21 protein-coding genes and 1 riboswitch are annotated in these 24,953 nt (G+C 70.8%); of the genes, 12 read left to right on the top strand and 9 right to left on the bottom strand.

All coding sequences use genetic code 11. The features are described from left to right. From AB0I10_RS26305 to AB0I10_RS26290, 4 genes are read left to right on the top strand one after another with little or no spacing between them, the layout of a single operon-like run. Nucleotides 1–1,149, top strand: coding sequence for an acyl-CoA dehydrogenase family protein (locus AB0I10_RS26305; protein WP_363155081.1), 1,149 nt, complete (start codon nucleotides 1–3; stop codon nucleotides 1,147–1,149). Next, nucleotides 1,146–2,219, top strand: a complete 1,074-nt coding sequence (locus tag AB0I10_RS26300; RefSeq protein ID WP_363155079.1) for an enoyl-CoA hydratase/isomerase family protein — start codon at nucleotides 1,146–1,148, stop codon at nucleotides 2,217–2,219. Before AB0I10_RS26305 ends, AB0I10_RS26300 begins: the two co-directional genes overlap by 4 nt. Further along, nucleotides 2,216–3,169 (top strand): 3-hydroxyisobutyrate dehydrogenase, encoded by a 954-nt coding sequence (mmsB, locus tag AB0I10_RS26295; RefSeq protein ID WP_363155078.1) that lies wholly within the window; start codon nucleotides 2,216–2,218, stop codon nucleotides 3,167–3,169. The genes AB0I10_RS26300 and mmsB overlap by 4 nt, the downstream gene beginning before the upstream one ends. Next, the gene (locus tag AB0I10_RS26290) at nucleotides 3,166–3,957 is read left to right on the top strand and encodes an enoyl-CoA hydratase (RefSeq protein WP_363155077.1); all 792 of its coding nucleotides are present in this window, start codon (nucleotides 3,166–3,168) and stop codon (nucleotides 3,955–3,957) included. The genes mmsB and AB0I10_RS26290 overlap by 4 nt, the downstream gene beginning before the upstream one ends. Before the next feature lie 77 nt (nucleotides 3,958–4,034). Here the strand turns inward: AB0I10_RS26290 and cobF are convergent, their stop codons facing one another. The 3 genes from cobF to AB0I10_RS26275 form a co-directional block, all read right to left on the bottom strand. After that, nucleotides 4,035–4,853, bottom strand: coding sequence for a precorrin-6A synthase (deacetylating) (gene cobF, locus AB0I10_RS26285; RefSeq protein ID WP_363155076.1), 819 nt, complete (start codon nucleotides 4,851–4,853; stop codon nucleotides 4,035–4,037). Beyond that, nucleotides 4,850–6,184, bottom strand: coding sequence for a tRNA uracil 4-sulfurtransferase ThiI (gene thiI, locus AB0I10_RS26280; RefSeq protein ID WP_363155075.1), 1,335 nt, complete (start codon nucleotides 6,182–6,184; stop codon nucleotides 4,850–4,852). Before thiI ends, cobF begins: the two co-directional genes overlap by 4 nt. Nucleotides 6,185–6,338: 154 nt before the next feature. Further along, a riboswitch (cobalamin riboswitch) is annotated at nucleotides 6,339–6,557 on the bottom strand. Between the two features lie 57 nt (nucleotides 6,558–6,614). Continuing rightward, the gene (locus AB0I10_RS26275) at nucleotides 6,615–8,936 is read right to left on the bottom strand and encodes an MMPL family transporter (RefSeq protein WP_363155074.1); all 2,322 of its coding nucleotides are present in this window, start codon (nucleotides 8,934–8,936) and stop codon (nucleotides 6,615–6,617) included. Between the two features lie 629 nt (nucleotides 8,937–9,565). Between AB0I10_RS26275 and AB0I10_RS26270 the strand changes: the two genes are divergently transcribed. The 3 genes from AB0I10_RS26270 (at nucleotide 9,566) to AB0I10_RS26260 (ending at nucleotide 12,680) form a co-directional block, all read left to right on the top strand. Then, the gene (locus AB0I10_RS26270; RefSeq protein WP_363155072.1) at nucleotides 9,566–9,799 is read left to right on the top strand and encodes a phosphopantetheine-binding protein; all 234 of its coding nucleotides are present in this window, start codon (nucleotides 9,566–9,568) and stop codon (nucleotides 9,797–9,799) included. Between the two features lie 233 nt (nucleotides 9,800–10,032). Continuing rightward, nucleotides 10,033–11,214 carry an aminotransferase class I/II-fold pyridoxal phosphate-dependent enzyme gene (locus AB0I10_RS26265; RefSeq protein ID WP_363155071.1) on the top strand — a complete coding sequence of 394 codons (1,182 nt, stop codon included), beginning with the start codon at nucleotides 10,033–10,035 and terminating at the stop codon, nucleotides 11,212–11,214. 242 nt (nucleotides 11,215–11,456) lie between these two features. Continuing rightward, nucleotides 11,457–12,680 (top strand): beta-ketoacyl-[acyl-carrier-protein] synthase family protein, encoded by a 1,224-nt coding sequence (locus tag AB0I10_RS26260; protein ID WP_363155070.1) that lies wholly within the window; start codon nucleotides 11,457–11,459, stop codon nucleotides 12,678–12,680. Nucleotides 12,681–12,850: 170 nt separating this feature from the next. Here AB0I10_RS26260 and AB0I10_RS26255 read toward each other — a convergent pair whose 3' ends face one another. Next, on the bottom strand, nucleotides 12,851–13,114 hold the full coding sequence (locus tag AB0I10_RS26255; protein WP_363155109.1) for a DUF6355 family natural product biosynthesis protein: 264 nt from the start codon (nucleotides 13,112–13,114) through the stop codon (nucleotides 12,851–12,853). A gap of 392 nt (nucleotides 13,115–13,506) precedes the next feature. Beyond that, nucleotides 13,507–14,046: a CGNR zinc finger domain-containing protein gene (locus AB0I10_RS26250; RefSeq protein WP_363155069.1), complete on the bottom strand. Its 540-nt coding sequence runs from the start codon at nucleotides 14,044–14,046 to the stop codon at nucleotides 13,507–13,509. Between the two features lie 58 nt (nucleotides 14,047–14,104). Here AB0I10_RS26250 and AB0I10_RS26245 point away from each other — a divergent pair, with 58 nt between their 5' ends. Beyond that, nucleotides 14,105–15,487: an MFS transporter gene (locus AB0I10_RS26245; RefSeq protein ID WP_363155068.1), complete on the top strand. Its 1,383-nt coding sequence runs from the start codon at nucleotides 14,105–14,107 to the stop codon at nucleotides 15,485–15,487. On the opposite strand, the gene AB0I10_RS26240 is transcribed toward AB0I10_RS26245, so the two are convergent. Both AB0I10_RS26240 and AB0I10_RS26235 read right to left on the bottom strand, forming a co-directional pair. After that, a complete protein-coding gene (locus AB0I10_RS26240) occupies nucleotides 15,484–17,085 on the bottom strand; it encodes an MDR family MFS transporter (protein WP_363155067.1) in 1,602 nt (533 codons plus the stop codon). The two genes, AB0I10_RS26245 and AB0I10_RS26240, sit on opposite strands and share 4 nt — an antisense overlap. 26 nt (nucleotides 17,086–17,111) lie before the next feature. After that, a complete protein-coding gene (locus AB0I10_RS26235) occupies nucleotides 17,112–17,708 on the bottom strand; it encodes an NAD(P)H-dependent oxidoreductase (protein WP_363155065.1) in 597 nt (198 codons plus the stop codon). Nucleotides 17,709–17,823: 115 nt separating this feature from the next. On the opposite strand from AB0I10_RS26235, the gene AB0I10_RS26230 reads away from it, so the two are divergent. Further along, nucleotides 17,824–18,558, top strand: a complete 735-nt coding sequence (locus tag AB0I10_RS26230; RefSeq protein ID WP_363155064.1) for a TetR/AcrR family transcriptional regulator C-terminal domain-containing protein — start codon at nucleotides 17,824–17,826, stop codon at nucleotides 18,556–18,558. A 26-nt stretch (nucleotides 18,559–18,584) separates the two neighbouring features. On the opposite strand, the gene AB0I10_RS26225 is transcribed toward AB0I10_RS26230, so the two are convergent. Then, complete coding sequence (locus AB0I10_RS26225) at nucleotides 18,585–19,343, bottom strand: Sir2 family NAD-dependent protein deacetylase (protein ID WP_363155063.1); 759 nt, start codon at nucleotides 19,341–19,343, stop codon at nucleotides 18,585–18,587. Between the two features lie 36 nt (nucleotides 19,344–19,379). After that, the gene (locus tag AB0I10_RS26220) at nucleotides 19,380–20,336 is read right to left on the bottom strand and encodes a hypothetical protein (protein ID WP_363155062.1); all 957 of its coding nucleotides are present in this window, start codon (nucleotides 20,334–20,336) and stop codon (nucleotides 19,380–19,382) included. A 144-nt stretch (nucleotides 20,337–20,480) separates the two neighbouring features. Here AB0I10_RS26220 and AB0I10_RS26215 point away from each other — a divergent pair, with 144 nt between their 5' ends. From AB0I10_RS26215 to AB0I10_RS26205, 3 genes are all read left to right on the top strand, one after another. Next, on the top strand, nucleotides 20,481–22,319 hold the full coding sequence (locus AB0I10_RS26215) for a gamma-glutamyltransferase (protein WP_363155061.1): 1,839 nt from the start codon (nucleotides 20,481–20,483) through the stop codon (nucleotides 22,317–22,319). Nucleotides 22,320–22,545: 226 nt separating this feature from the next. Continuing rightward, a complete protein-coding gene (locus tag AB0I10_RS26210) occupies nucleotides 22,546–23,400 on the top strand; it encodes an inositol monophosphatase family protein (RefSeq protein ID WP_363155108.1) in 855 nt (284 codons plus the stop codon). A gap of 41 nt (nucleotides 23,401–23,441) precedes the next feature. Beyond that, nucleotides 23,442–24,863 carry an NAD(P)/FAD-dependent oxidoreductase gene (locus AB0I10_RS26205; protein WP_363155060.1) on the top strand — a complete coding sequence of 474 codons (1,422 nt, stop codon included), beginning with the start codon at nucleotides 23,442–23,444 and terminating at the stop codon, nucleotides 24,861–24,863. Nucleotides 24,864–24,953 lie beyond the last annotated feature (90 nt).

Here is a 24,953-nt window from a genome sequence, read left to right as displayed (position 1 = left end):
ATGACCACCACCATGCTCACCGACGACCAGCTCGCCCTCGTCGAGGCCACGCTCGACTTCGCACAGGACCATCTCGCCCCGCACGCGGTGCAGTGGGACCAGGACAAGCACTTCCCGCTGGATGTCCTGCGCAAGGCCGCGGGCATCGGGCTCGGCGGCGTCTATGTGCGGGAGGAGGCCGGCGGCAGCGGGCTCAGCCGCGCCGACGGCGTGCTGGTCTTCGAGACGCTGGCCTCCGGATGCCCGTCCATCGCCGGATTCGTCTCCATCCACAACATGGTCGCCTGGATGATCGACCACTACGGCGATGCCGACCAGCGCGAGCGATGGCTGCCGCGCCTGTGCGCCATGGAGGACCTGGGCAGTTACTGCCTGACCGAGCCGGGTGCCGGCTCGGACGCCGCCGCCCTGCGCACCCGCGCCGTACGCGACGGCGACGACTACCTCCTCACCGGCGTCAAGCAGTTCATCTCCGGCGCGGGGGCCTCCCAGGTGTACGTCGTCATGGCACGCACCGGCGACGACGGACCCCGTGGCATCTCCGCGTTCCTCGTCGACAAGGACGACCCCGGGCTGTCCTTCGGCCCGAACGAGAAGAAGATGGGCTGGAACGCCCAGCCCACCCGCCAGGTGATCCTCGACGGGGTACGGGTGCCCGCCGACCGGTTGCTGGGCCGGGAGGGCGACGGCTTCCGCATCGCCATGAACGGGCTGAACGGCGGTCGCCTCGGCATCGCCGCCTGCTCGCTCGGCGGTGCCCGCGCCGCCCTCGACGGCAGCCTGGTCCACCTCGCCGACCGCGAGGCGTTCGGGGGCCGGCTGCTCGACGCGCAGGCCCTCCAGTTCCGGCTCGCCGACATGGCGACCGAACTCGCCGCCGCCCGTGCACTGGTTCACCAGGCCGCCCAGGCCCTGGACCGCGGTGACCCGCAGGCCCCGCAGCTGTGTGCGATGGCCAAGCGGTTCGCCACCGACACCGGTTACTCCGTCGCCGACCGTGCCCTGCAACTGCACGGCGGCTACGGCTACCTGAGTGAGTACGGCATCGAGAAGATCGTGCGCGATCTGAGGGTGCATCAGATCCTGGAAGGGACGAACGAAATCATGCGTGTCATCGTTGCCCGCGGGCTGACGGAGGCCCTGCGATGAGCGGTACCGACGAGCCGGTTCTGCTGGCCACCGCGGGCCGTACCGCCCGTATCACGCTCAACCGGCCGCGTGCCCTCAACGCCCTCACCCACGCCATGGTCGCGCGCATCGACGAGGCGCTGACCGCCTGGGAGCACGATCCGGGCATCGAGACCGTGGTCATCACGGGTGCGGGGGAGCGCGGACTGTGCGCGGGCGGCGACATCCGCTCCATCTACGAGGACGCGCGCTCCGGCGGAACCGCATCGCCCGGGTTCTGGCGGGACGAGTACCGGCTCAACGCGCGCATCGCCCGCTACCCGAAGCCCTATGTCGCCGTCATGGACGGCATCGTGATGGGCGGCGGAGTCGGCATCTCCGCCCACGGCAGCGTCCGCATCGTCACCGAACGCTCCCGGATCGCCATGCCCGAGACCGGCATCGGCTTCGTCCCCGATGTCGGCGGTACCTACCTGCTGGGGCTCGCTCCCGGAGAACTCGGTACTCACCTGGCGCTGACCGGGACGCAGATCGGCGCGGGTGACGCCATGCTGTGCGGCCTCGCCGACCACTTCGTCCCCTCCGCCCTCGTGCCCCGGCTGCTGGACGACCTCGCCACCAAGGGGGTCTGGGACGCCCTGGAGAGCTTCGTGAGGCAGCCGCCGCCGGCTGAACTGGCCGGGCAGCGGGCCTGGATCGACCCCTGCTACCGCGCCGACACGGTGGAGGAGATCATCGCCCGCCTGCGGGCCCACCCCTCGCACGATGCCGCGCGGGCCGCCGAGACCCTGGCCGCCAAGTCGCCCACCGCGCTCAAGGTCACGCTCGCCGCGCTACGCCGTGCACTGCGGCTCGGGCCTCTGGAACGCGTACTGGAACAGGAGTACCAGATCTCCTGCGCCGCCCTGTCCTGGCCCGACCTGGCCGAGGGCATCCGCGCCCAGGTCATCGACAAGGACCGTGATCCGCACTGGTCCCCGGCCACTCTCGCCGAGGTCACCGACGCGGACGTGGACCGGTTCTTCGCACCACGCGAATCGTCCGGACTCGGACTCGCCCCACTCGCATCCTCACAGGAGGTGCCCTGGTGAACGGCGAAACCCTCACCATCGGCTTCGTCGGTCTCGGCCACATGGGCGGTCCGATGGCCGCCAACCTCGTCAAAGCGGGCCACCGGGTGATCGGTTACGACCTCATGCCCGACCTCCTCGCCGCCGCTGCCGGCGCCGGAGCCACGGCGGCGGGCTCGGCGGCGGAGGTCGCGGCCGCGGCGGACGTGGTGATCACCATGCTGCCCGCAGGGCGCCATGTCCTGGCCCTGTACCAGGACGAGGGCCTGCTGGCCGCCGCCCGGCCCGGCACGCTGTTCATCGACTGCTCGACCATCGACGTCGCCGACGCGCGCACCGCCCACGAAGCCGCCGTCGCCGCCGGGATGCGAGCTCTGGACGCGCCTGTTTCCGGAGGGGTGGTCGGCGCCGAGGCCGCCACCCTCACCTTCATGGTGGGCGGAGCGGAGACCGAGTTCACCGAGGCGGAGCCGCTGCTCGCCGCGATGGGCAAGAAGGCCGTGCACTGCGGCGGGAGGGGCGCGGGGCAGGCCGCGAAGATCTGCAACAACATGATCCTCGGTATCTCGATGATCGCCGTGAGCGAGGCGTTCGTTCTCGGTGAGAGTCTCGGCCTGTCCCACCAGGCCCTCTTCGACGTCGCCTCCACCGCCTCGGGTCAGTGCTGGGCACTGACCGTCAACTGCCCCGTGCCGGGCCCCGTCCCCACCAGCCCCGCCAACCGCGACTACCTCCCCGGCTTCGCGGCACCGCTGATGGCCAAGGACCTCGGGCTGGCCGCCAATGCAGTACGTGCGGGCGGTGTGCGTGCCGAACTGGGCCTGAGAGCAGCGGAGTTGTACACCGCATATGCGGCGGGAAACGGCGCGAACGAGGACTTCTCCGGAATCCTGCGGACCCTGCGGGACGGAGTGCTCTGCGAGCCCGGGGCCGAACCCAGGAGCGACACGAAAGGCGGTACCCCCGCATGACCCACCCCTACGAGACGGCATACGAGACCATCCTCGTCGAACGCAAGGGCCGCACCGCTCTGGTGACCCTCAACCGACCCGAGGCGCTCAACGCCCTCAGTCTCCAGGTGATGACCGAAGTCGTCGCGGCCACCGAGGGCTTGGACCGGGACCCGGACGTCGGCTGCATCGTGCTCACCGGCTCGGCGAAGGCGTTCGCGGCCGGAGCCGACATCAAGGAGATGGCCCCGCAGGGCTATCTCGACATGTACCTGAGCGACTGGTTCACCGCCTGGGACCGGCTCGGACAGCTGCGCACGCCGACGGTCGCGGCCGTCTCCGGCTTCGCCCTCGGCGGCGGCTGCGAACTCGCCATGCTCTGCGACATCCTGCTGGCCGCCGACACCGCCGTGTTCGGGCAGCCTGAGATCAAGCTGGGTGTCATCCCGGGCATCGGCGGCTCCCAGCGACTGACCCGCGCCGTCGGCAAGGCCAAGGCGATGGAGATGTGCCTGACCGGCCGCACCATGGACGCCGGGGAGGCCGAACGCGCATGCCTGGTCTCGCGGGTCGTCCCTGCGGACGACCTGCTCGGCGAGGCCCTCGCGGTCGCCGCGACCGTCGCGGAAATGTCGCTGCCCGTCGCGATGATGGCGAAGGAGGCGGTCTCCCGAGCCTTCGAGACGACCCTCACCGAGGGCGTCCGCTTCGAACGACGTCTGTTCCACGCCGTATTCGCGACCGCGGACCAGAAGGAGGGCATGAGCGCCTTCGTCGAGAAACGGCCGCCGGAGTTCATCCACCGCTGACCGGACGGGCCCTCGGGCGGCGCCACCCGCCTTCGGGCCCAGGGCCTGTCCGATGGGGCAGGGTCGGGCCCTCGGCGCTAGCCGGACGCCGAGGGAACGGCATCCGGCGACGGCCCGGGAGGACCGGCACGCAGCAGGCAGGCATCCATGATCCAGCCATGACGCTCCCGGGCCGCCGCGCGCAACTCCAGCACCCGGTCGGCCACTTCGGCCAGCGGACCGGAGACGAGCAGTTCCTCAGGCGTTCCGACGTAGGCGCCCCAGTACATCCACCGGCCCTCCTCCCGGGGCGCGGTGAGCGCCGCACCGACATCGAGCATCACGGCGACGTCCTCGCCCTCGGCGAGCCCGGATCCGGCGATGTGCCGGCCGGGGGCGATCCGGACCGGACGGCCGAGCCGGGTCAGCGTCGTGCGGTGGCGGGCGGCCAGCACCGAGATGCTGCTCACCCCGGGAACCACGTCGTACGTGAAGGGCACCGCACCCCGGGCGGCGACCTCCTCCAGCGTGTCGATCGTGCTGTCGTAGAGAGCGGGGTCGCCCCACACCAGGAAAGCTCCGGTCCGGCCCGGCGCCAGTTCGTCTCGGATGAGCCGCTCGTAGAGGGCGGCGCGGCGGTGGCGCCATTCGACGACCTGGGCCCGGTAACCGGCCGGACTCGCGGGGGACCGGTCACGCCGCGGGTCGTCGGCCTCGACCACCCTGTGCCCGGGACCAGCGTGCTCGGCCACCAGATCTCTGCGCAGCCGGGTCAGTTCGGACGTCCGCGCGCCCTTGTCGAGCAGGAAGAACACATCGCAGTCCCGCATGGCCCGTACGGCGGCCAGCGTCACATGCTCCGGATTCCCCGAGCCGATCCCGATCACGAGGACCTGCCGTCGGTCCCCTCCGGTCATGAGGACACCGCCGCGGACGGTGCCGTCGCGCACACGGCCGGACCGGGGCGATCGGGCGCGGGGCCCCCGTCCGGGCGGTCCGCGCCGGGAGCCGTCTCCCCGTCGGACTCTCCCGGGTACATGATCTGGACGTCGCGCAGCAGACTGTCCACCAGGTCGTCCAGGTCGAGTCGCTTCTCCACCGAGCGCAGGTCGGTCAGCCCGGCGCGGAGGGAGACGCGGGGCGGTGCGAGGAGCTTGCAGCAGTCCTCATCCGGCAGTACGGAGATCTCCGCGGTGCCGATGGACCGGGCCTCGTCGATGATCTCCTGCTTCTCCCAGCCGACCAGCGGCCGCAGAACGGGAAGGGTGGCGGCCTCGTCGACGGCGGCCATGTTCGCGAGGGTCTGGCTGGCCACCTGACCCAGGCTGTCACCGGTCACCAGCGCCTCCGCCCGGGTCCGGCCCGCCAGCGCGGAAGCGGCGCGGACCATCAGCCGACGCTGCGCGACGACCTGCAGCCGGCCGGCCCCCGCTATGGCCAATTGCTTCTGCGCGTGGCCGAGGGCGATGACGTGCAGCCGTCCGCCGGGCTGGTAGCGGTTGAGTTCACGGGCGAGGGCGTAAGCCTTGTACACGGAAGCGGCGTTCGTGTACGGAGCGCCGGTGAAGTGGACGAAGTCGCAGTGCAGACCGCGGCGCATCGCCCGGTAGGCCGCCACCGGCGAGTCGTAGCCTCCGGAGAGCAGCACCAGGGCACGTCCGCTGGAACCGACGGGCAGTCCGCCCGCCCCCGGGTGACGGGTCCAGGAGACATAACTTTCCTCGTGGTCGATCTCGACCGAGACCCGTACATCGGGGTGGGAGAGGTTCACCGGCAGGGCTCCCAGGGCCTCCCGGACGCGCGCTCCGAGAAAGCGCTCGAACTGCGACGAGGTCATCTCGAAGCTCTTGTCCCGGCGCTTGACCCGCACGGCGAAACTGATTCCGGGCCGCTCGGCACGCGCGGCGGCGAGCGCGTCCACGGCCGCCTTCGTGATGTCCGCTACGGCGCTCGGGACACGCAGGGCGGGCTCCACCGAGTTGAACCCGATCACCCGGCGGGCGTGTTCCACGAGGACGTCCGGAGAGACCTCGCCGCCGAGCACGGTCACGTTCTGGCCGGACTTGATCCACGTGGAGCCGCCGATGTCCCGCAGGGCATGGCGGAGGTTGCCGTGCAGCCGCTCGGTGAACCGGTGCCGGTTGCGGCCCTTGAGGAAGATCTCACCATGCTTGAGCAGGACACAAGGCCCGCTCGGGCGGGGTGTTCCGGGGGAGGGGGTGGAGGGGGTGCTCGTTTCGCCAGGCACGAAACTCTCCTTCGCGAGTCGTCGTGAGGACCGGTGCCGGGCCGAGAACGGGATGCGGGCCCGCCCACCCCGCACGTACGCAGGGTGAGGTGAAAACGCACCACCAGCTCCGCGGTCCCGCTGCCGGGTCGCCGTGGATGCGTGCGCGGCGATCACACCCCGCACGAGCAGTGGCAGGTCTTCGGACTCGTGGGCACATCCCGAAGGACGGGACACCTACTGGCCGTCGCTTCCCAGGCCACATGCGGACCCAGTGCTTCATGACGTCGGTCGTTCCCACTCACCGCTGCGAGGCAGTCCCGGACTCCCACCGGGTTCCCTCTTACGACACCCCGTCTGGCGGTCGGGGCGAACCAGCTGCGGCTTCAGGGTAGACAAGGCGGCGCGCGGTGAGTGCACCAGCCCAAGATGGAACATGGCTGCGGACCGTTCACTCCTCGGTGAGCCCCAGCCTGGCGTGCAGGCGGCGCAGTGGGCGCGGCGCCCACCAGTTGGCCCGGCCCGCGAGTTTCATCACGGCGGGTACGAGCACGCCGCGCACCAGTGTGGCGTCCAGCAGCACGGCCAGTGCCAGGCCCACGCCCAACAGCTTCAGGAAGGTGATCCCCGAGGTGGCCAGCGCGATCATGACGACGGCGACGAGTGCGGCCGCGGCGCTGACCAGGCGTCCGGTGCGTTCCAGCCCGACGGCGACGGCCAGCGTGTTGTCCCCGGTCTCGGCGTACACCTCCTTGATCCGCGAGAGCAGGAACACCTCGTAGTCCATGGACAGCCCGAAGGCCACGCAGAACATCAGCACCGGCATGGTGATGTCCACCAAGCCGGTCACCGTGAAGTCGCCGACCAAGGCACGCAGGTGGCCTTCCTGGAAGACGTACACCATGGCGCCGAAGGTCGCGGTCAGGCTGAGCAGGTTGAGCAGTACGGCCTTGAACGGGATCAGCAGGCTGCCGGTGAAGAGAAACAGCAGCACCACAGTCGTGCCGCCGACGATCAGTGCTGCCTCGGGCAGCCGGTCGGCGAGTGTGTCACGGGTGTCCGCGAGCACTGCGGCGTCACCGCCGACGAGCACCGTGCCCGGCGCGCTGTCCGCCCGCAACCGCTCCACCAGCTCGGTCCCGGCGGAGGAGTACGGCTCGACCGACGGCACCACCGACAGCCAGCCGGCACCGCCCGCGGCGAAGGAGGCGGACACTGCGGAGGGGGCCGCCACCTGCCGCCCTGCGGCGTAGGAGCCGGTGACGGTGTCCACTCGGGTCACACCCGGCATGGCCGACACGCGGGAGGCGTAGGCGGCGACCCGCTGCCGGTCGCCGGAGCCGCCGGCGTCGGGCACTACCAGGGACAGGGAGGAGTTCTCGCGGCTCGCGAACTCCTCCCGCACGAACTGGGCCGTACGGTGTGCGGGCGCATCGCCGGGCAGGACCCGGTCGTCGACCAGGCCGAACGAGACCCGGGTGAACGGCAGGCCGAGCACCACCAGCAAGGTGACCACGCCGACCGCGCACAACACCGGCCGCCGCATGACCGCGGTGGCGAGCCGGTGCCAGAAGCCGCCTGTTGCGGCCCCGGCGGCCTGTCCGGGCCCTGTGCCCTGGTCGGCGGCCCTCGGTTTCGGTCTCCTCCGGAACAGCCGCCGCACGTCCAGCGCGTCGATCCGCGGGCCGAGCAGGCCGAGCGCCGCGGGCAGCACCACCACAGCCGCGAAGGCCGCCAGCGCTACCACCGCCACGCCCGCGTAGGCGAAGGAGCGCAGGAAGTACAGCGGGAAGACCAGCAGGGCCGACAGCGACAGGGCCACCGTCAACGCGGAGAACAGCACCGTGCGCCCGGCTGTGCGGACGCTCTGCGCGACGGCCTCGGTGGTGCCGAGGCCGCGGGCCATCTCCTCCCGGAAACGGGTGACGATGAACAGGCTGTAGTCGATGGCGAGTCCGAGTCCCAGCGCCGTGGTGATGTTGACGGCGAAGACGGAGACCGAGGTCAGGCGGGAGAGGGCCTGCAGTACGACGAAGGTGCCCAGGATGGAGAACACCCCGATGAGCAGCGGCAGGCCGGCCGCCACCGCACTGCCGAACACGAAGAGCAGGATGAGCAGGATGACCGGTGCCGCGTATGCCTCGGCCCGGAACAGGTCCTGCTCGCTCTGCTCCTGGACTTCCGCCGAGATCTGCGCCTCCCCGGTTGCGGAGAGCCGCAGCACCCCCTGGCGGCCGGTGAAACGGGGGACCAGTTCCTTCGCGGTGGCCCGTACCCGGTCCTCGTCGCCGCCCAGCCGCAGGAGCACCAGCGCCGAGCGCCCGTCGCGGGCCTTGAGCGGTTGTGCCGACGCGCGGGGGGTCGTCCAGTACGACACGGCCGACAGTACGCCGGGTTCCTGGGCGAGTTGCCGGGTGAGGTCCTGCCCGGCGGTCGCGGTCCGGGGGTCGTCGACCGGTCCCGGGGCGTGGGCCAGGAGCACCAGATTGGGCACGCCCGAGCCGAAGCGGTCGGCGAGGAACTCCTGGGCCTTGGACGACTCCGCCGCCGGGTCGGTGAAGCCGCCGCTGGACAGCCGGTCGGCGACACCTCCGCCGACCGGGATGGCGGCCGCCACGGCCAGCAGCACGGCGAGCAGCACGGGTACGCGGCGGCGGACCAGGAACCGTCCGAGAGCGGCGAGCCGGGAGCGGTCGGCCGGTTTCCCGGGGCCGGGGCCGGGGGCGGAGGACGAGCCTTCCGCTGCGGTGGTGGCGTTGGCGGCTTTGCGCACGGTGATTCCTGTGGGTCCACTCGGGGGCTCTGTTTCACGGCCGAACCGCATCCACTCATGCAGATCACCCTTTGCATTCGTGCAATAGCTCAGTGTTAACACCGGCTTCAAGGGCCCGCACGTTCTGGTGGGTGCTGTATGGGTGCTGTATGGGTGCTGTATGGGCGCTGTGGCTGTCGCGAGTTGTCGCGGTCAGGCGGATCTGGAGGCGTGCGGGCCTCCTCGTCGGCGTGGATCAGCGGGGCGGTTCGGCGAGGACGCGACGGCTGCACGGGAGTGGGCGGTGCGTGTCACGGGAGGAAGTTCGTGCCGCTGAGCGAGTGCCATCTCGGCCAGGCGTGCAGCGCGTTTCTCCTGTCAACTCCGGGATCCTCGTTTGGCTGGCCGGAATGCGCTCTTCGTCTCCCGGGTGCAGAATCGATTTCGTGCGGCTGGCCGGACCGGTCGTGGGTCAGACGTTGTCGGCGTGCGCGAGTTCTTCACTCCCTGTGCGGAATTCACAGGAAAGCGACATGCCGCCTGAGCTTCATTTGCACGACGCAAGGGCTGTGGTGCGGGACTCCACAGGGGTTCCGGCGTCCGTGGTCTGCGTTGCAAGGGAATTACCAGCACGAGAAGGGTGTGCCTTAATGTACGAGACAATTGCCCTCCTGTTGGTCCAGGAGTTCGGGATAGCGGAAGACTTGGTTCATCCCCAGGCCAAGGCCCGAGACATCGAATTGGACTCGTTGTCTTTGGCGGAACTAGAGGTGATGATCAAGGAGCGGACGGGAATGCAGTTCAATGAGGATGCTGCGAGCCTCGACAGCACCCTCGAAGAGATCGCGGCGATCTTCGTCCCGGTCAAGGGTGCATCCTCCTGACGTCGGGATCCCACGCGTACAGTCTTGGAGTAGGTGCGGCCGGCGGTTGGGGGGCGTGGGTCAGGCATCGGCAGCGTGCGCGAGTGCTTCACTCCCTGCGCGGAATTCACACCCAGCACAAGCTCCGGAGTTCTTAGTCCGTGTCGCAGTAGAAACGTTCGTCACCGAATCCACGAACTGTGGGAGATTGCCCGCACCGTGCGGAGGTGGCGAACCCTATCGACAGGATGATCATGACTGGCTGGATCGCTGATGTCCCCATTCTCGACGAGTTCGTCTCCCGTCGTGACATCTATCCCTATTACCTCGTCATTGAGGACCGGCCGACGCCGGGGGAGGTGATCGTCGATGGCGTACGCGCAATCAACGCGGCCTCGACGGACTATCTGGGGCTTGCGACCGATTCCGGCGTGCGGGCGGCGGCCTCGAAAGCCGCCACCAAGTACGGCACCTGCTGCACCGGTTCCCCGATGCTCGGCACCATTGGGCTCCATCATGAGTTGGAAGAGGAGCTGGCCGACTTTCTCCAGCGCCCTGCGGTCATGCTGACCATGACGGGATTCCAGGCCAACCTGTCTCTGTCCGCTCTTTTCGGCGCCAATCACATGGTGATCGCGGACCAGCACATCCACGCCTCTCTCGTGGAATCCGTTTCCCTCGGACGGGCTGAGCACCGCCGGTTCGGGCACAACGACATCGCCCATGCCGAAAGGCTCATGCGTACCGCCACGGACAAGGGCAAGACCCCCATCATCGTCACCGAGGGCGCGTTCTCTCTCGGCGGCGACCTCTGCCCGCTTCCGCAGCTTGCCGAACTGGCCGAGCGCTACGGCGCCGGGCTGATCGTCGATGGCGCGCACGACTTCGGCGTGCTCGGAAACAACGGGCGAGGTATCGGCGAGCACTTCGACGCCGAGGGTGCGATCGACATCGTCACCGGCACCCTCTGCAAGGCGTTCGGCTCCATCGGTGGGTTTGTCGCAGGCTCGGTGAAAGCCATCCGCAACCTGCGTCACTTCGGATCTGCCCAGATGTATTCGGCATCGCTGCCACCGGCGTCCGCGGCCGCCGCGCTGACGGCCGTACGGACGGCTCGTGCCCGGCCCGAGCTCCGTGCCGCCGTGTGGGACTCGGCGCAACGCCTGCATCGCGGCCTGGCGCAGCTGGGGCACCGTCTGCCGGCCTGGCCGGGCCCCGCGGTCGCGCTGCCGGCGGGGGAGCCCGAACCGGGCCTGAAGGCATGGCGGGCACTGCTCGACGCGGGTGTCTTCACCGGGGCGTTTCTGCCGCCCAGCGTGGCCGGGGACCAGCTCGTCGTCCGCATCACGGTCACCGCGGCACACACGCCCGACCAGGTCGACCAGATCGTCGAGGCGGTCGGGCGGCACCTCCCGCCCCTCACCGCTGCGGCCTAGGGTCTGTCCGACCCCGACCCACCGGACAGGCCCCGGTCCTCCGGCCCTTCCCGCAGCCCCGGCACCGACGCTGCCCCCACCGGACCCGTCGGGGACGGAGAGACAACGTGCTCCGACTCCGGACCGAGCGCGCCCACCCCGCGCGAACTCCCGGTCCTGGTACGCGCCGCGGCCCCTGAGAGCTTCGGAAACCCGCTCACTCAGCCACCACGTCGTCACACCCCACGACGAAGGGAACGGACATGCGCTGCGAGGCTGCGGTCACCGGCATCGGCATGATCACCCCCGCCGGGCTCACCAAGGAATCCACCTGGGCCACGGTGTGCCAGGGACAGAGTCTGGCTCGCACCGATCCCGACCTGGCGGGGCTGCCCGTGGACATCTCCTGCCGCGTCGACGGGTTCGACGCCGACGCCGTTCACGGCCGGCGACGGGCACGACGCCTGGACCGCTTCATCCACCTTGCTCTCGCCGCCGCCCAGCAGGCGGTCAGAGACGCCAAACTCGACCCGGCCGCCTGGAACGCTCCCCGGGTAGCCGTCGTCCTCGGCGTCGGCAGCAACAGCCTGCACACCTACTTCCATGAGTTCGACGTCCTGAGCCAAGGCCACCCGGAACTGGTCTCCCCCCTGGCGCTGCCGCGGAGCGTGCCGAGCATGGCTGCCGCCGAGGTCGCCATCACGCTGGACGCCCGAGGCCCGAACTTCACCGTTGCCAGCGCCTGTTCCTCCGGCGCCACCGCCCTGGCGGTCGCCGCCGACATGGTCACCTCGGGCGCCTGCGACATCGCTCTCGCCGGCGGCGCCGAATCGGGATGCTCGCGGATGACGGTGACCGGCTTCCAGCAAATGCACGCCCTCTCCCAGCGCACCGACGCTCCTCACCTCGCCTCACGCCCCTTCGACGCCGACCGCGACGGCTTTGTCCTGGGAGAAGGCGCAGCAGTCCTCGTCCTCGAACGCCGCCAGCACGCCCTGCGCCGTGGTGCCGATCAGCGTGCGGTGCTCTGCGGACACGCCTGCACCAGCGATGCCTACCATCCGGTGGCCCCGCACCCTGAGGGCACCGGCGTTGAAAGCGCCCTGCGTACCGCGTTGAAGGAGTCGGGCCTCCAGCCACGCGACGTCGGGCATGTCAATGCCCACGGCACCTCAACCCTTTTTGGCGACAGAGCCGAGGCGCGCGCCCTGCACCGCGTCTTCGGCCCGGTGCCGCCCCCCGTCACTGCCCCGAAGAGCGTTCTGGGCCACGCTCTGGGAGGGGCCGGCGCCATCGAGGCAGCCCTGACCGTCCTCACCCAGCAACACCAGCTCATCCCTCCCACCGCCAACCTCCACCGCCAGGAGGACGACTGGGAACTGGACATCGTCACCCAAGCCCCCCGAGCCGCGGCCATCAACGCCGCCGTCAGCAACTCATTCGGTTTTGGCGGGCAGAACACCGTCCTGGTGTTCGTCGGGGAATGAGCACGCCCGACGGCGCCTGCGGCTGCACTGGTCCGGGGCGAGTTGTGACACGAGGTCAATGGCGGCTGCCGGCCGTCACGACCTGAGGGCGGTTCCCCGGCGGCTGGCGGTGTTCGTCGTCGTAAGACGAGCCCGGGGCGCGGCGCCCCGGGCTCGTGGTCATGTCGGGGTCAGCAGGTGCGGCCGACGTAGCGGGCGCCTCGGATATCGCCGGCCGATCCCAGCCAGGTCTCGCCGGCGGCCAGGCAGCGCTCGTAGTCGGGGGCGAACGCCGCATTGACCTTGATGACTACGCGTGAGCCGTCGTTCGTGCAGTGGTTGTAGAACGCGTCGCTGCTGGTCTTGAAGAACCCGCAGGGGTTGGCTGCGGCCGATGGGGCGGCGGCTGTGGACAGCCCGAGGAAGAGGGCTACGGCGCCGAGGACGGCCGGCAGGGAACGGCGAACGCTCACGGTCAACTCCTTCTTGAGGACGCGATGCCCGAGCACCGATGGTTCGAGCACGTCGAGAGCGTCGCAGCAATCACCTTGACGGTCATACGGTTCTGCTCGTGTGAGTGAAGGGATTCACCGGATCGAGCGCGAATGCATTTGAGGCGCTGATCCGCCTCGTTTCGTTGGCTGTTCTTCAGCAGCACGCGTGCCACGCATCCACCTTGAACAACATGCTCAAGGCGCCGAAGGATGGGTAGCCTTCGAACTTGTGACCCGGGTTCACCAGCTCACCGGCGCGGCCGGTTCCACCGCGTTGGAGGCGACGTATGCGGCGTACTACGCGTCGATCGCTCAGGCCGACGCCTCGACAGCGCCCATTCAAGAATGAGAAATCACCCGTGGTTGCACGGGTTCTGTGCTGCCTGCCGGACGCGGAAACGGCGCACGGCGTCGCGGTTCGCGCAGGCGTGTGAGCAGTAGCGCTGTCGACCGCCCCGTGTGAAGTCACCGTACGCCCGGCCGCATTCGGCCAGAGCACAGCGCCCGAGGCGGTCCATACCGCGGGTCAGGTGCAGGGCGGTACCCACGCTGACCACCGCCCGCACCACACCGGCCAGGCCCAGGCCGTCGGCGCGGTAGTGGATGTGCCAGCCGCCGTCGGCGTGGTCGGTCAACCGGGGGTGCGCGGATGAGGTCGTCAGCAGCTCGTTGAGCAGGGCGGCTCGCTGCTCGGGGGTGTCGGCGTCGACCACCGCGAGCCAGCGCGGGATGAATTCCAGGATCTCCGCCAGGTCCTCGTCGCCCACCGGCCGGTCGATCGCCATGCCCGCCGCAAGGCAGCGTTCGGCGAATTCCTCGGGGGAGCGGGGCGGCGTGGCCGCGAGGTCCAGGATGAGCCGTACGGGATCTTCTCCGTAAGGGTTCTGCTGCATAAGAGTATTACAACAGGCTTGTTCCGGAAGGCTCCAGGCCCCGGAAGGAAGCACATCCATGCGCAAATGGCTGCCATTGGTCGCCACCTGCTTGGGAACGTTCATGCTGCTCGTCTACTCGACGATCGTGACGGTGGCGCTCCCCAGCATGGCCCACGACCTGCACGCGGGCTTCGGCTCCTTGCAGTGGATCGTCGACGTCTACACCCTCGCCCTCGCCGGGCTGTCGCTCGGCATGGGATCACTCGGCGACAACCTGGGGCGCAAACGCCTCTACCTGGCCGGTCTGGGGATCTTCGCCGTCTCCACGCTCGTCTGCGGACTGGCCGGCAATGTCACCGTGCTGATCGCCGCGCGGGCGGTACAGGGTCTGGCCGGTGCCGCGATGTTCTCGACCCTGCTGCCCCTGATCGGACTTACCTACACCGGACGCGACAAGGGCGTGGCCTTCGCGGTCTGGGGCGCGGTCGCCGGTGCCGCCGCCTGTATCGGCAATGTCGCGGGCGGAGTCCTGACGCAGTTTCTGTCCTGGCAGTGGATCTTCTTCGGCGGGGTGCCGGTCTGTGTGATCACGGTGGCGCTGTCCGCCGCGGTGCTGATCGACGACACCAGCACCTCAACCCGCATCGACTACCCGGGCATCGTCACCTTCACCCTGGCGGCGATCGGCATCACCTTCGGCATCATCCGCGGCGGCGAACAGGGGTGGGGCGCGCCCTCCGCGGTGCTCGGCTTCGTCGTCGGCCTGGTGATGCTGAGCGCGTTCATCCTCGTCGAGCGGGCCGGGAGCGCCCCGATGATCTCCCTCGACCTGTTCCGCAAGCGGGAGTTCAACGGGACGCTGGTCGCGGCCATGGGCTACTACCTCGCCGGATTCGGCGCGCTGCCGGTCATGTCGATCTGGCTGCAGGACAGCGTGGGGCTCACCTCCCTGCCCACGGCCCTGGTCATCACGGTGCAGCCGGCGGCGTTCTTCGCCACCTCCGCCGTGGTCGGCAGCGCACTGCACCGGCTCCCCTCGCACTGGACGCTCGGTGGCGGCACGGTGGCCGTGGGCCTGGGCAATGTCCTCATGCTGTCCGTCGACGCGGACTCGTCCTGGGCGGCGCTGGTACCGGGACTGATCCTCACCGGTATCGGCGCGGGCGTCGTCTCCCCCGTGCTGCCCGCCATCGCCATGTCCGCCGCGCCCGAATCGCAGAGCGGGGTCGCCTCCGCCGCGGCCAACTGCGCGCGCCAGCTCGGCCTGGCGCTGGGCATCGCCGTACTCGGCTCCGTATTCCACCGGTTCTCGTCCGGCAAGGGCGGCGTTGAGCTGCACGCGGCGTACGCCAGCGGGCTGTCCGCGGTGTTCGCGGTCGCGGCTGTCGTCGGGCTGGGGAGCGGGCTAATGGCGCTCTGGTTGCTCAAGGCACGGCGTCCCGCCGTCCAGTCGGCCTAGTCCCCCGCCCCCGGGCCCGCCCGCAGCGGTACCTCGCGGATCAGCCAGGCGGCCGCGAAGGTGACGGCGCACAGCGCGGCCGTGCCGATCATGACGCCGTGCAGTCCGCCGGTGACCGCGGCACGGAAGGCGTCCCGCACCGGCCCGGGCAGCCCGCGCAGCACCGCGGGGGTCACGTCGTGGCCGCCGGCCAGGCGCTCCCCGTCCCGGCCGAGCCGGTCCGTGAGGGTGGCAGCCATGCGGCTGGTGTAGACGGAGCCGAGCACGGCGACGCCGAGCGAGCCGCCGATGGTGCGCAGGAGCGTGGTGGTGCCGCTGGCCGCGCCCATGTCGCGCGGATCCGCGCTGTTCATGGTGATGAGCATCGAGGGCTGCATCAGGCAGCCAAGGCCCGTGCCGAGGACGAACGTCAGCGCGGAGGCCACGGCCGTGGCGGTGTCCGCGCCGACCATGAGCAGCGCCAGAGCGCCCGCCGTGGCGACCGCGCCGCCCGCGACGGGGTACGCGCGATACCCGCCGCCGTTGCCGACCGCCCGCCCGATGAACAGCTGCGCGCCCATCATGCCGAGCATCAGCGGGAGCAGCAGCAGCCCGCTCTCCGTCGACGACGTGCCCCGTACGAACTGCATGTACTGCGGCAGATAGCTCGCCGCGGCCAGCATCGCCGCACCCACCAGGAAGCTCAGCACCTGGGCGAGCGTGAAGTTGCGGTCGCGGAACAGGCGCGGCGGGATGATGGGTTCGGGTGCTCGTCGCTCCACGTGGACGAACCAGCCGAGTGCGGCCACCGAGAGTGCGGCGAGCCCGGCGATCTGCGGTGAGATCCAGTCGTACGTCGTGCCGCCCCAGGTCCCGATCAGGGTGAGCGCCAAAATGCCTGCCGTGAGGAGTACGGCGCCGGTGTAGTCGATGCGGGCCGTGCTGCGCTCGCCGCGCAGCCTGATGAGGAACCCGACGATCAGGAGGGCGGCGGCGCCGACGGGCACGTTGACGTAGAAGACCCAGCGCCAGTTCAGCTGGTCGGTGAGGAAGCCGCCGAGCAGCGGCCCGCCGATCATGGCGATCGGCAGCAGCACGCCGATCATCGACTGGGAGCGCCCCGCCTGCGCGGGCGGGAGGAGCGTCCCGATGAGGGAGAGCGCGCCCACGAAGAGGCCGCCCGCGCCGAGTCCCTGGAGCGCGCGGAATGCGATCAACTGCCCCATGTCCTGGGCGACTCCGCAGAGTACGGAGCCGACGAGGAAGACCGCGATCGAGGCCTGGTAGCTGCCCTTGCGGCCGTACAGGTCGCCGAGCTTGCCCCAGATCGGGGTGGAGACGGCGGTGGTGAGCAGATAGGCCGTCACCACCCAGGAGAAGTGGTCGAGGCCGCCGAGGTCGCCGACGATGGTGGGCAGGGCGGTGCCGACGATCGTGCCGTCGAGTGTCGCCAGGATGATGCCGAGCAGCAGTCCCAGGATGGCGAGACGTGACGGCGGCGCCGGGTCCGGCGGCCGGCCGGTGGCGGGCTCCGCGGTCTGGGGCGCGTTCGTGGAGGCGGTCTTGGACGTGGTCTTGGACGTGGTCTTGGGAGCGGCTTCTTCCGTACGCTGATCCATGGCTCCTCCAATGTGTTGACGTAACGTCAGGCGGTGTACGGGCGGGCGGTCCTGGCGTCCCGCAGCGCCTGGGCCCACCAGCCGAGCTGGTCCAGCATCGCCTTGGCCGCGGCGTCGCTCTGCGGGTCCTTCATCGCGTACTCCTCGTCGAACAGGCCCCAGGCGTTGTGCAGGCTGACCGCGTTGCGGACGGTTGTCGCGTGCAACTCGGCCATGACGAGACGGAGTTGCTCGACCGCGCGCAGGCCGCCCGAGATACCGCCGTAGGAGACGAAGCCGATCGGCTTGGCGTGCCACTGCTCGTTGTGCCAGTCGATGGCGTTCTTCAGGGGTGCCGGGAAGCTGTGGTTGTACTCCGGCGTGACGAACACGAACGCGTCGGCCGCCGCCAGGCGCGGCGAGACCAGTGCGAGGGCCTCCTCGGTGCCGGGCGCCGGTGGCTTCCCGAAGGCCGGCAGAACGGTGGGCAGCGGGGTCTCGGCCAGGTCGACGACGTCGACGCTCATGTCGTCGCGCTGTGCGAGGTGGCCCTTGATCCACTGCGTGACGACGGGCGCGAAGCGGCCCTCCCGGGTGCTGCCGACGACGACCGCGATGCGGAGCTGCTGCGGCTGCGTGCTCATGGGAATCCCCCTGCTGTGTACAACGTATCGAAGTGCGTACAACGTACACGTCGATGTGTACGTCGTCTACTGGCGATACGCTGTACACGAACGGTCGGCCTGAGAGGAGCCCCGCGTGGCAGCCCAGAAGAAGAGCGGAAGTGCGGATTCGCCCGTGCTGTGGGAGCGCCTGGAGCGCCCCACCGCCGCGCCCCGCGCCTCACTGACACCGCGGAAGATCGCCGCCGTGGCGGTGCAGGTCGCCGACGCCGAGGGCTTCGCCGCCGTCACCATGCGCCGCCTCGCCACCGAGCTGGACGTCGCGCCCATGGCCGCGTACCGCCATGTCTCGGGCAAGGACGACCTGTGGGCGCTGATGGTCGACCAGGTCATGACCGAACGTACGGTCCCCGACGAGGTGACCGGCTGGCGCGAGGTCCTGCGCGCCCATGCGCTGGCCAACCGCGCCATGATGCTGCGGCACCCCTGGCTCGCCCAGCTGCCCACGCCGCACTTCGTGCTGACGCCGAACCGGATGGCGGCCGCCGAACGCCAGCTGGCCGCGCTCGACGGCCACGGCATGGACACCGACACCGTGATGGCCGCCTTCCGCGCGGTCAACGCCTATGTGCACGGCGCGACGCAGTCCGAGGTGGCGCTGCGCCAGTACATGGAGGACAACGGCTGGGCTGGCGGCGACGAGACGCGCCGGGCGCTCGCGCCCCAGATGACCTATCTGATGGAGACCGGCCGCTACCCGACCTACCGGCGCTACGCCCTCGGCGCCGCGCGCAAGGACGACGCGGCTTGGCACTTCGAGACGGGGCTCGACTGCGTGCTCGACGGCATCGCGGTCAGGCTCGGCAGCTAAGGGCTGTCCCCGGTGGGCGGCTCCGCTCAGCCGATCTCCGCCAGCAGCTTGGGCAGCGCGTCCCCGATCGGCTCGCGGATCACCTCGTCGGCGAGCTCGTCGTACGGCGTCGGCTCGGCGTTCATGATGATCAGCTGGGCGCCGTTCTCGGCGGCGACCCCGGCGAGCGAGGCGGCCGGGTGCACCTGAAGCGTGGTGCCCACCGCGATGAAGATCTCCGCAGCCTTCGCCACGCCCAGCGCTGTACCCAGCACCTCCGGATCCAGCCGTTCCCCGAACATCACCGTCGCGGACTTCAGGATCCCGCCGCACACCAGGCACGCGGGGTCGGGATCGCCCGCGGCCACCCGCTCCAGGGCCTCCGCCATCGAGGACCGGGCATGGCAGCGGGTGCAGGTGACGGCCCGTGCGGTGCCGTGCAGCTCCAGGACCTTGCGTTCGGGCATCCCGGCGAGCTGATGCAGCCCGTCCACGTTCTGGGTGATGACCCGCACCGGCGTCCCGGACCGCTCCAGATCGACCACCGCCTCATGCGCGGCGTTCGGCCGGGCCCGGAACGCCGGGCTCTCCTGGCGCATCCGCCACGAGCGGCGCCGGATCTCCGGATCGGCCATGTACGAGTCGTAGGTCACCAGCTTCTCGGCCTCGGGGTCACGCCGCCACAGGCCGTTCGGACCGCGGTAGTCGGGGATCCCGGAGTCGGTCGAGATCCCGGCGCCGCTCAGGATCGCGACGAGGGGGCGGCGGGGCGGCTGGTCCGGGGCGGTGTGGTCGGTGCCGGTCATGGCGCGAGGGTACGCAGTCGGCGCGCTGTCGTCGCGTCAGTTTCGGGTGTCGGGGTGCCAGCCGGGCGCGTGCTGCCGGGCGAGCGCGTCCCAGGCGGGCGCGCCGCCGGAGAGCGGCCAGGAGCGGGTGAGATGGGAGGCGGAGAACAGGTCCTGCAGCTCTTTCGCCAGGCTTCGGCTCGCGTTCGCGATCCTGACCTCCGCGAGCGGATCGCCGGCGGCCTGCTCCCGCCCAAGGCGGGCGACACGTTCCTCGTACGTGCGGATGGCCGGCTGGGCGTAGAGCCTGGGCGACTCCCCCTGGTGCTCCCGGTTCAGGCGCAGCACGGGTGGGCGTCCACCCTCGGCGAGCGCGGCGAGAAGCCGGTCGTGGCCGTCCAGCACCACGCAGCAGTCGAGTGCGCTGATGCCCCACAGCAGCACGGGCGGCAGCACGCCCTCGCGGTACTGGCGGCGATAGGCCTTCACCCGTGCCGCGTCCGGGTCGGACAGTGGGCGCAGCGCGAGGATGTCCCGGCTGTCCTCTTCGGGACTCCCGGAGAACCAGGCGATGTGGCCGCGGTCCGGGTCGTGCCAGAGCGACTCCCAGAAGGCGTCGACGGCATAGGAGGACATGCCGGGGCGAAATTGCCAATCACCTTCGTGCAGCGGTCCGTTGGGACTGTCCCGCAGCTCATCGGCGAAGTGGTGGGCCCACCTGGCGAACCAGGCGTCGTCGTCCGGGCAGGCCTCCCGGTGTATGCGGGCGACGTCGGCGCGCAGCGGGGGCAGCGGCGACGCGTACCGCCCGGTGCGGGCGTAATGCACGCCGAAGTGTGTGACGCGCTGCCGAGCGAGCAGCACGACCTTCTCTCCCTGAAGCAGCACCATCCGCCGCCCGTCCGCGACTTCGAAGCGCAGCGGCGGGCGGGCCGGACCGTCCACGGCCAGCGCGAGGCCGTCCCAGCGGACCCCGTCCGCGGAGCGGGGAAGTGTGGTGCGGTGCATGGCCATACGGCGAGGGTAGGGGAGCAGTGAAGGGGGCAACCCCTCAGGCGCAGCACTCACATCGCTCACATCACCCACATCACCCACATCACTCACATCGCTCACAGCACCCACATCGCCATCCATGGTCACAGAACGAGGAGCCACCCCGTGTTCACCACCCGCCCCACCCTCCAAGGCACCTTCGGGATGGCCGCCACCACGCACTGGCTGGCGTCCCAGTCCGCGATGGCCGTCCTGGAGGACGGCGGCAACGCCTATGACGCGGCCGTCGCCGCGGGGTTTGTGCTGCATGTCGTGGAGCCGCATCTGAACGGCCCGGCGGGCGAGGTGCCGGTCATCCTCGCGCCCGCGGACGGGCCGGTGCGGGTGCTGTGCGGCCAGGGGCCGGCGCCGGCCGGGGCCAGCGTGGCGCACTACACCGGGCTCGGCCTCGATCTGGTTCCCGGCACCGGACCGCTCGCCGCCGCGGTCCCCGGCGCCTTCGACGCCTGGATGCTGCTGCTGCGCGACTTCGGCACCAAGTCCCTCGCCGAGGTGCTGCGCTACGCCATCGGCTACGCCGAGCACGGCCACCCGGCCGTCGAGCGGATCGGGGAGACCGTCGAGACGGTCCGTGAGCTCTTCGAGACGGAGTGGAAATCCTCGGCCGGGATCTACCTGCCGCACGGCAAGTCCGTCGCCCCGGGCGGGCTTCTCAGGAACCGGCCGCTGGCGGCCACCTGGCGCCGGCTGACAGCGGAGGCGGAGGCCGCGTCCGCCGACCGGGAGGCGCAGATCGAGGCCGCCCGCCGGGTCTGGCGCGAGGGTTTCATCGGCGAGGCGCTCGCCGCCTTCGCCGCCCGCCCGGCCATGGACACGTCGGGGGAGCGCCACGCGGGCACCCTCACCGGTGACGACCTGGCCGCCTTCGCCGCTTCGTACGAGGCGCCGGCCACCTATGACTGGAACGGCTGGACCGTCGCCAAGGCGGGCGGCTGGTCCCAGGGACCGGCCTTCCTCCAGCAACTCGCCCTGCTGCCAAGTGAGTTGCCTGCTTACGGCAGTCCCGAGTACATGCATCTGCTCATCGAGGGCAGCAAGCTCGCGATGGCCGACCGCGAGGCCTGGTACGGCGACGCGGACGAGGTGCCGCTCGGCACGCTGCTCGGCGCGGACTACAACGCCGCGCGCCGGACGCTGATCGGCGAGCGCGCTTCGTACGAGCTGCGGCCCGGCAGCCCGGACGGCCGCACCCCGCGGCTGAGCAAGCACGCGCTGGCGGTCGCGGCGGGCGAGGACGCCTTTGATCCGATGGCTGTCTCCGGGAGCGGGGCGGGCGAGCCGACGGTCGCCCGTGGGGTGGCCTCGGGCATCGCGCCCGAGGTCGACCGGAACGGCGCCACCCGGGGCGACACCTGCCATATCGACGTCGTCGACCGCTGGGGCAACCTGGTCTCCGCGACCCCCTCCGGAGGCTGGCTGCAGTCCAACCCGGTCGTCCCGGCCCTCGGCTTCCCGCTCGGCACCCGGCTGCAGATGGCCTGGCTGGAGGAGGGACTGCCGAACTCGCTCACCCCCGGGCGCCGCCCCCGCACCACCCTCACACCGTCTCTCGCGCTGCGCGACGGGGCCCCTGTGATGGCCTTCGGCACGCCCGGCGGCGACCAGCAGGATCAGTGGCAGGTGCACTTCTTCCTCGCGGTGGCGCTGCGGTCGGCGGTCCGCGGCGGCCTCGACCTCCAAGGTGCCATCGACGCCCCGAACTGGCACAACGACTCGTTCCCGGGCTCCTTCTACCCGCGGGGGATGCGGCCGGGGAGCGTCACCGTCGAGTCCGGGATCGGCGCGGAGACCGTCGCTGAGCTGCGGCGGCGAGGTCATCTCGTCACGGTTGGCGACGCCTGGTCGGAGGGGCGGCTGTGCGCCGTGGCGCGCGATCCGGAGACCGGAGTGCTGTCCGCGGCGGCGAATCCGCGGGGGATGCAGGGGTACGCGGTCGGACGCTGAACCCCTCGGTGGTGGGGCGGTGACGGCGGGTGTGCGACGGGGCGGTCACGGCGGGTGTGCGTGCCACCACGCCGTGCACTCCGCAGCATCGGGAGTTCACCTGGTGTCCAGGCGTTGTGTCAGTGGGGCGTGGTTCGATGGATGCATGATCGAAGCAATTCGTACCCAGGATTCGGGAGATACCACGAATATCACCGATGCCACGACCAGCAGTGACGACGCCGCCATGGCCCTGACCGCCGCTCCCCGCCGGTCCTCGCTGGACCTCTCCGCGCTGGACCTCGCCGCCGTCGAGGCAGTCGTGCGCCAAGCCGCGGCCGACGAGATCATGCCGCGCTTCCGGCAGCTCGCCGCCGAGGACATCGTCGAGAAGAACGGGCCGCACGACCTCGTCACGGTCGCCGACCGGCTCGCCGAGGAGCACCTCACCGCCGCGCTGACGGCCCTGCTGCCCGGCTCCCAGGTCGTCGGCGAGGAGGCGGTCCACGCCGACCCGAGCGTGCTCGACGCGCTGCGCGGCGACGCCCCTGTCTGGATAGTCGACCCGGTCGACGGCACCCGCCAGTTCGTGCACGGCGACCCCGGCTTCGCCACCCTCGTGGCGCTCGCCCACCGCGGCGAGGTGCTGGCCTCCTGGACGTACGCCCCCGCGCTCGGCCTGATGGCGATCGCCCGCCGCGGCGCCGGCGCCGAGCTCAACGGCGTACCGCTGCATGCGGGCAGCCCGGCCCCCGGCGCGGTGCTCGACGTGGCCACCTCCCACTTCGACTTCACCAGCGACGACGAGAAGCGGGTGCTGGCCGCCCTGGACACCGGTGGCGTCGCCCCGCGCCCCTGCGGTTCGGCGGGCCTGGAGTATCTGCACATAGCCCGCGGTGAGATCGACGCCATCGCCTTCAGCTGGGAGAACGCCTGGGACCACGCCGCCGGGCTGCTCCTGGTGCAGGAGGCGGGCGGCGCGAGCGGCACGGTCGCCGGGCAGCCGTTCCGTATCGAAGGCGGCAACGCCCTGCCCTTCACCGCGGCGCGGGACGAGGAAACGGCGCGGCGTATCCTCGGACTGCTGGCAGCCGCCAACTGATCCTCAACGACGAGGGTTCAGACGCGAGGGGAGTGGCGCAGGTGCCGAGGATGCTCGATGCCGTGGTGGTCGGGGCGGGACCCAACGGTCTGACGGCCGCCGTCGAACTGGCCCGGCGCGGCATGTCCGTCGAGGTCTTCGAGGCCCGGGACACCATCGGCGGCGGAGCCCGCACCGAGGAGCTGACCCTCCCCGGCTTCCGCCACGACCCCTGCTCGGCGGTGCACCCCCTCGGGGTGGGATCGCCCGCCTTCAGAGCCATGCCCCTGGCGCGGTACGGCCTGGAGTGGCTGCACCCGGAGCTCCCGATGGCGCACCCGTTCCCCGACGGCACGGCCGCCGTGCTCGCCCACACCGTCGGCCAGACCGCGATGTCCTTCGGCGCGCGCGACGCCGGCACCTACCGCAGGCTCGTCGCGCCCTTCGTCGCCAAGTGGGACACCCTGGCGCATGACTTCCTGCGCACCCAGTGGCTGGGCCTGCCCAGCGACCCGCTGACGTACGCCCGCTTCGGCCTGGTCGCGATGCAGCCGGTCACCCTCCTCAACAGGCGCTTCCAGGACGAGAAGGCCCGCGCGTTGATGGCCGGTCTCGCGGCGCACGCCATCGCGCCGCTCGGCAGCTTCGGCACCACCGGCCTCGCCCTGATCTTCGCGCTCGCCGCGCACGCCAACGGATGGCCGGTGCCGCGCGGCGGCTCCCAGGCGATCTCCGACGCGCTCGCCGGTCTGCTGCGGGCCCATGGCGGCGCGGTGCACACCGACTTCGAGGTCAAGCGGCTGGACGATCTGCCGCCGGCCCGCGCCTATGTCTTCGACACCTCACCGACCGCGCTCGCCCGTATCGCCGGCCTGGGCAACGCCTACCGGGACGTGAAGTACGGCCCCGGCGTCTTCAAGATCGATTACGCGATGTCCGGCCCGGTGCCCTGGACGGCCGAGGAGGCCCGCCGGGCCGGCACCGTCCATATCGGCCCCACCAGCGGCGAGATCGCCGCCGCGCTGAACGCCGCTGTGCACGGCCAGGACCCGTCCGCGCCCTTCCTGATCACCGCTCAGCCCAGCCTGATCGACGACACCCGCGCCCCCGAGGGCAAGCACACCTTCTGGGCGTACGGCCATGTCCCCAACGGCTGGGAAGGCGACGCCACCGACGTCGTCGAGCGGCAGATCGAGCGCTTCGCCCCCGGCTTCCGGGATCTCGTCCTGGCCCGTGCGGTCGCCGGTCCGCCCCAACTCGCCGCCCGCAACGCCAATTACGTCGGCGGCGACACCGCCACCGGCTCCGCGGCCGGGCTGCGCCTGCTCATCCGCCCCAAGCTCACCCGCATCCCCTACGAAACCGCCCACCCCGCCGTCTTCCTCTGCTCCCAGGCCACCCCGCCCGGCCCCGGCGTCCACGGCTTGTCCGGCCACTACGCCGCCAAGGCGGTCTGGCGCCGGCTCCGCGCCGCCCGCGCCTAGGTGTATTGACCTGGAGCGTTGTTCACACGGCTGATGGGTGGCTTGCCGTCCAGTGCGGTGTGGCAGCGGTGGTGGTTGTAGGTGTGGAGG

Origin of the sequence: Streptomyces sp. NPDC050636 (assembly GCF_040654775.1) — a bacterium.
GTDB lineage: Bacteria > Actinomycetota > Actinomycetes > Streptomycetales > Streptomycetaceae > Streptomyces.
This window is presented reverse-complemented; position numbering and strand designations above follow the sequence as displayed.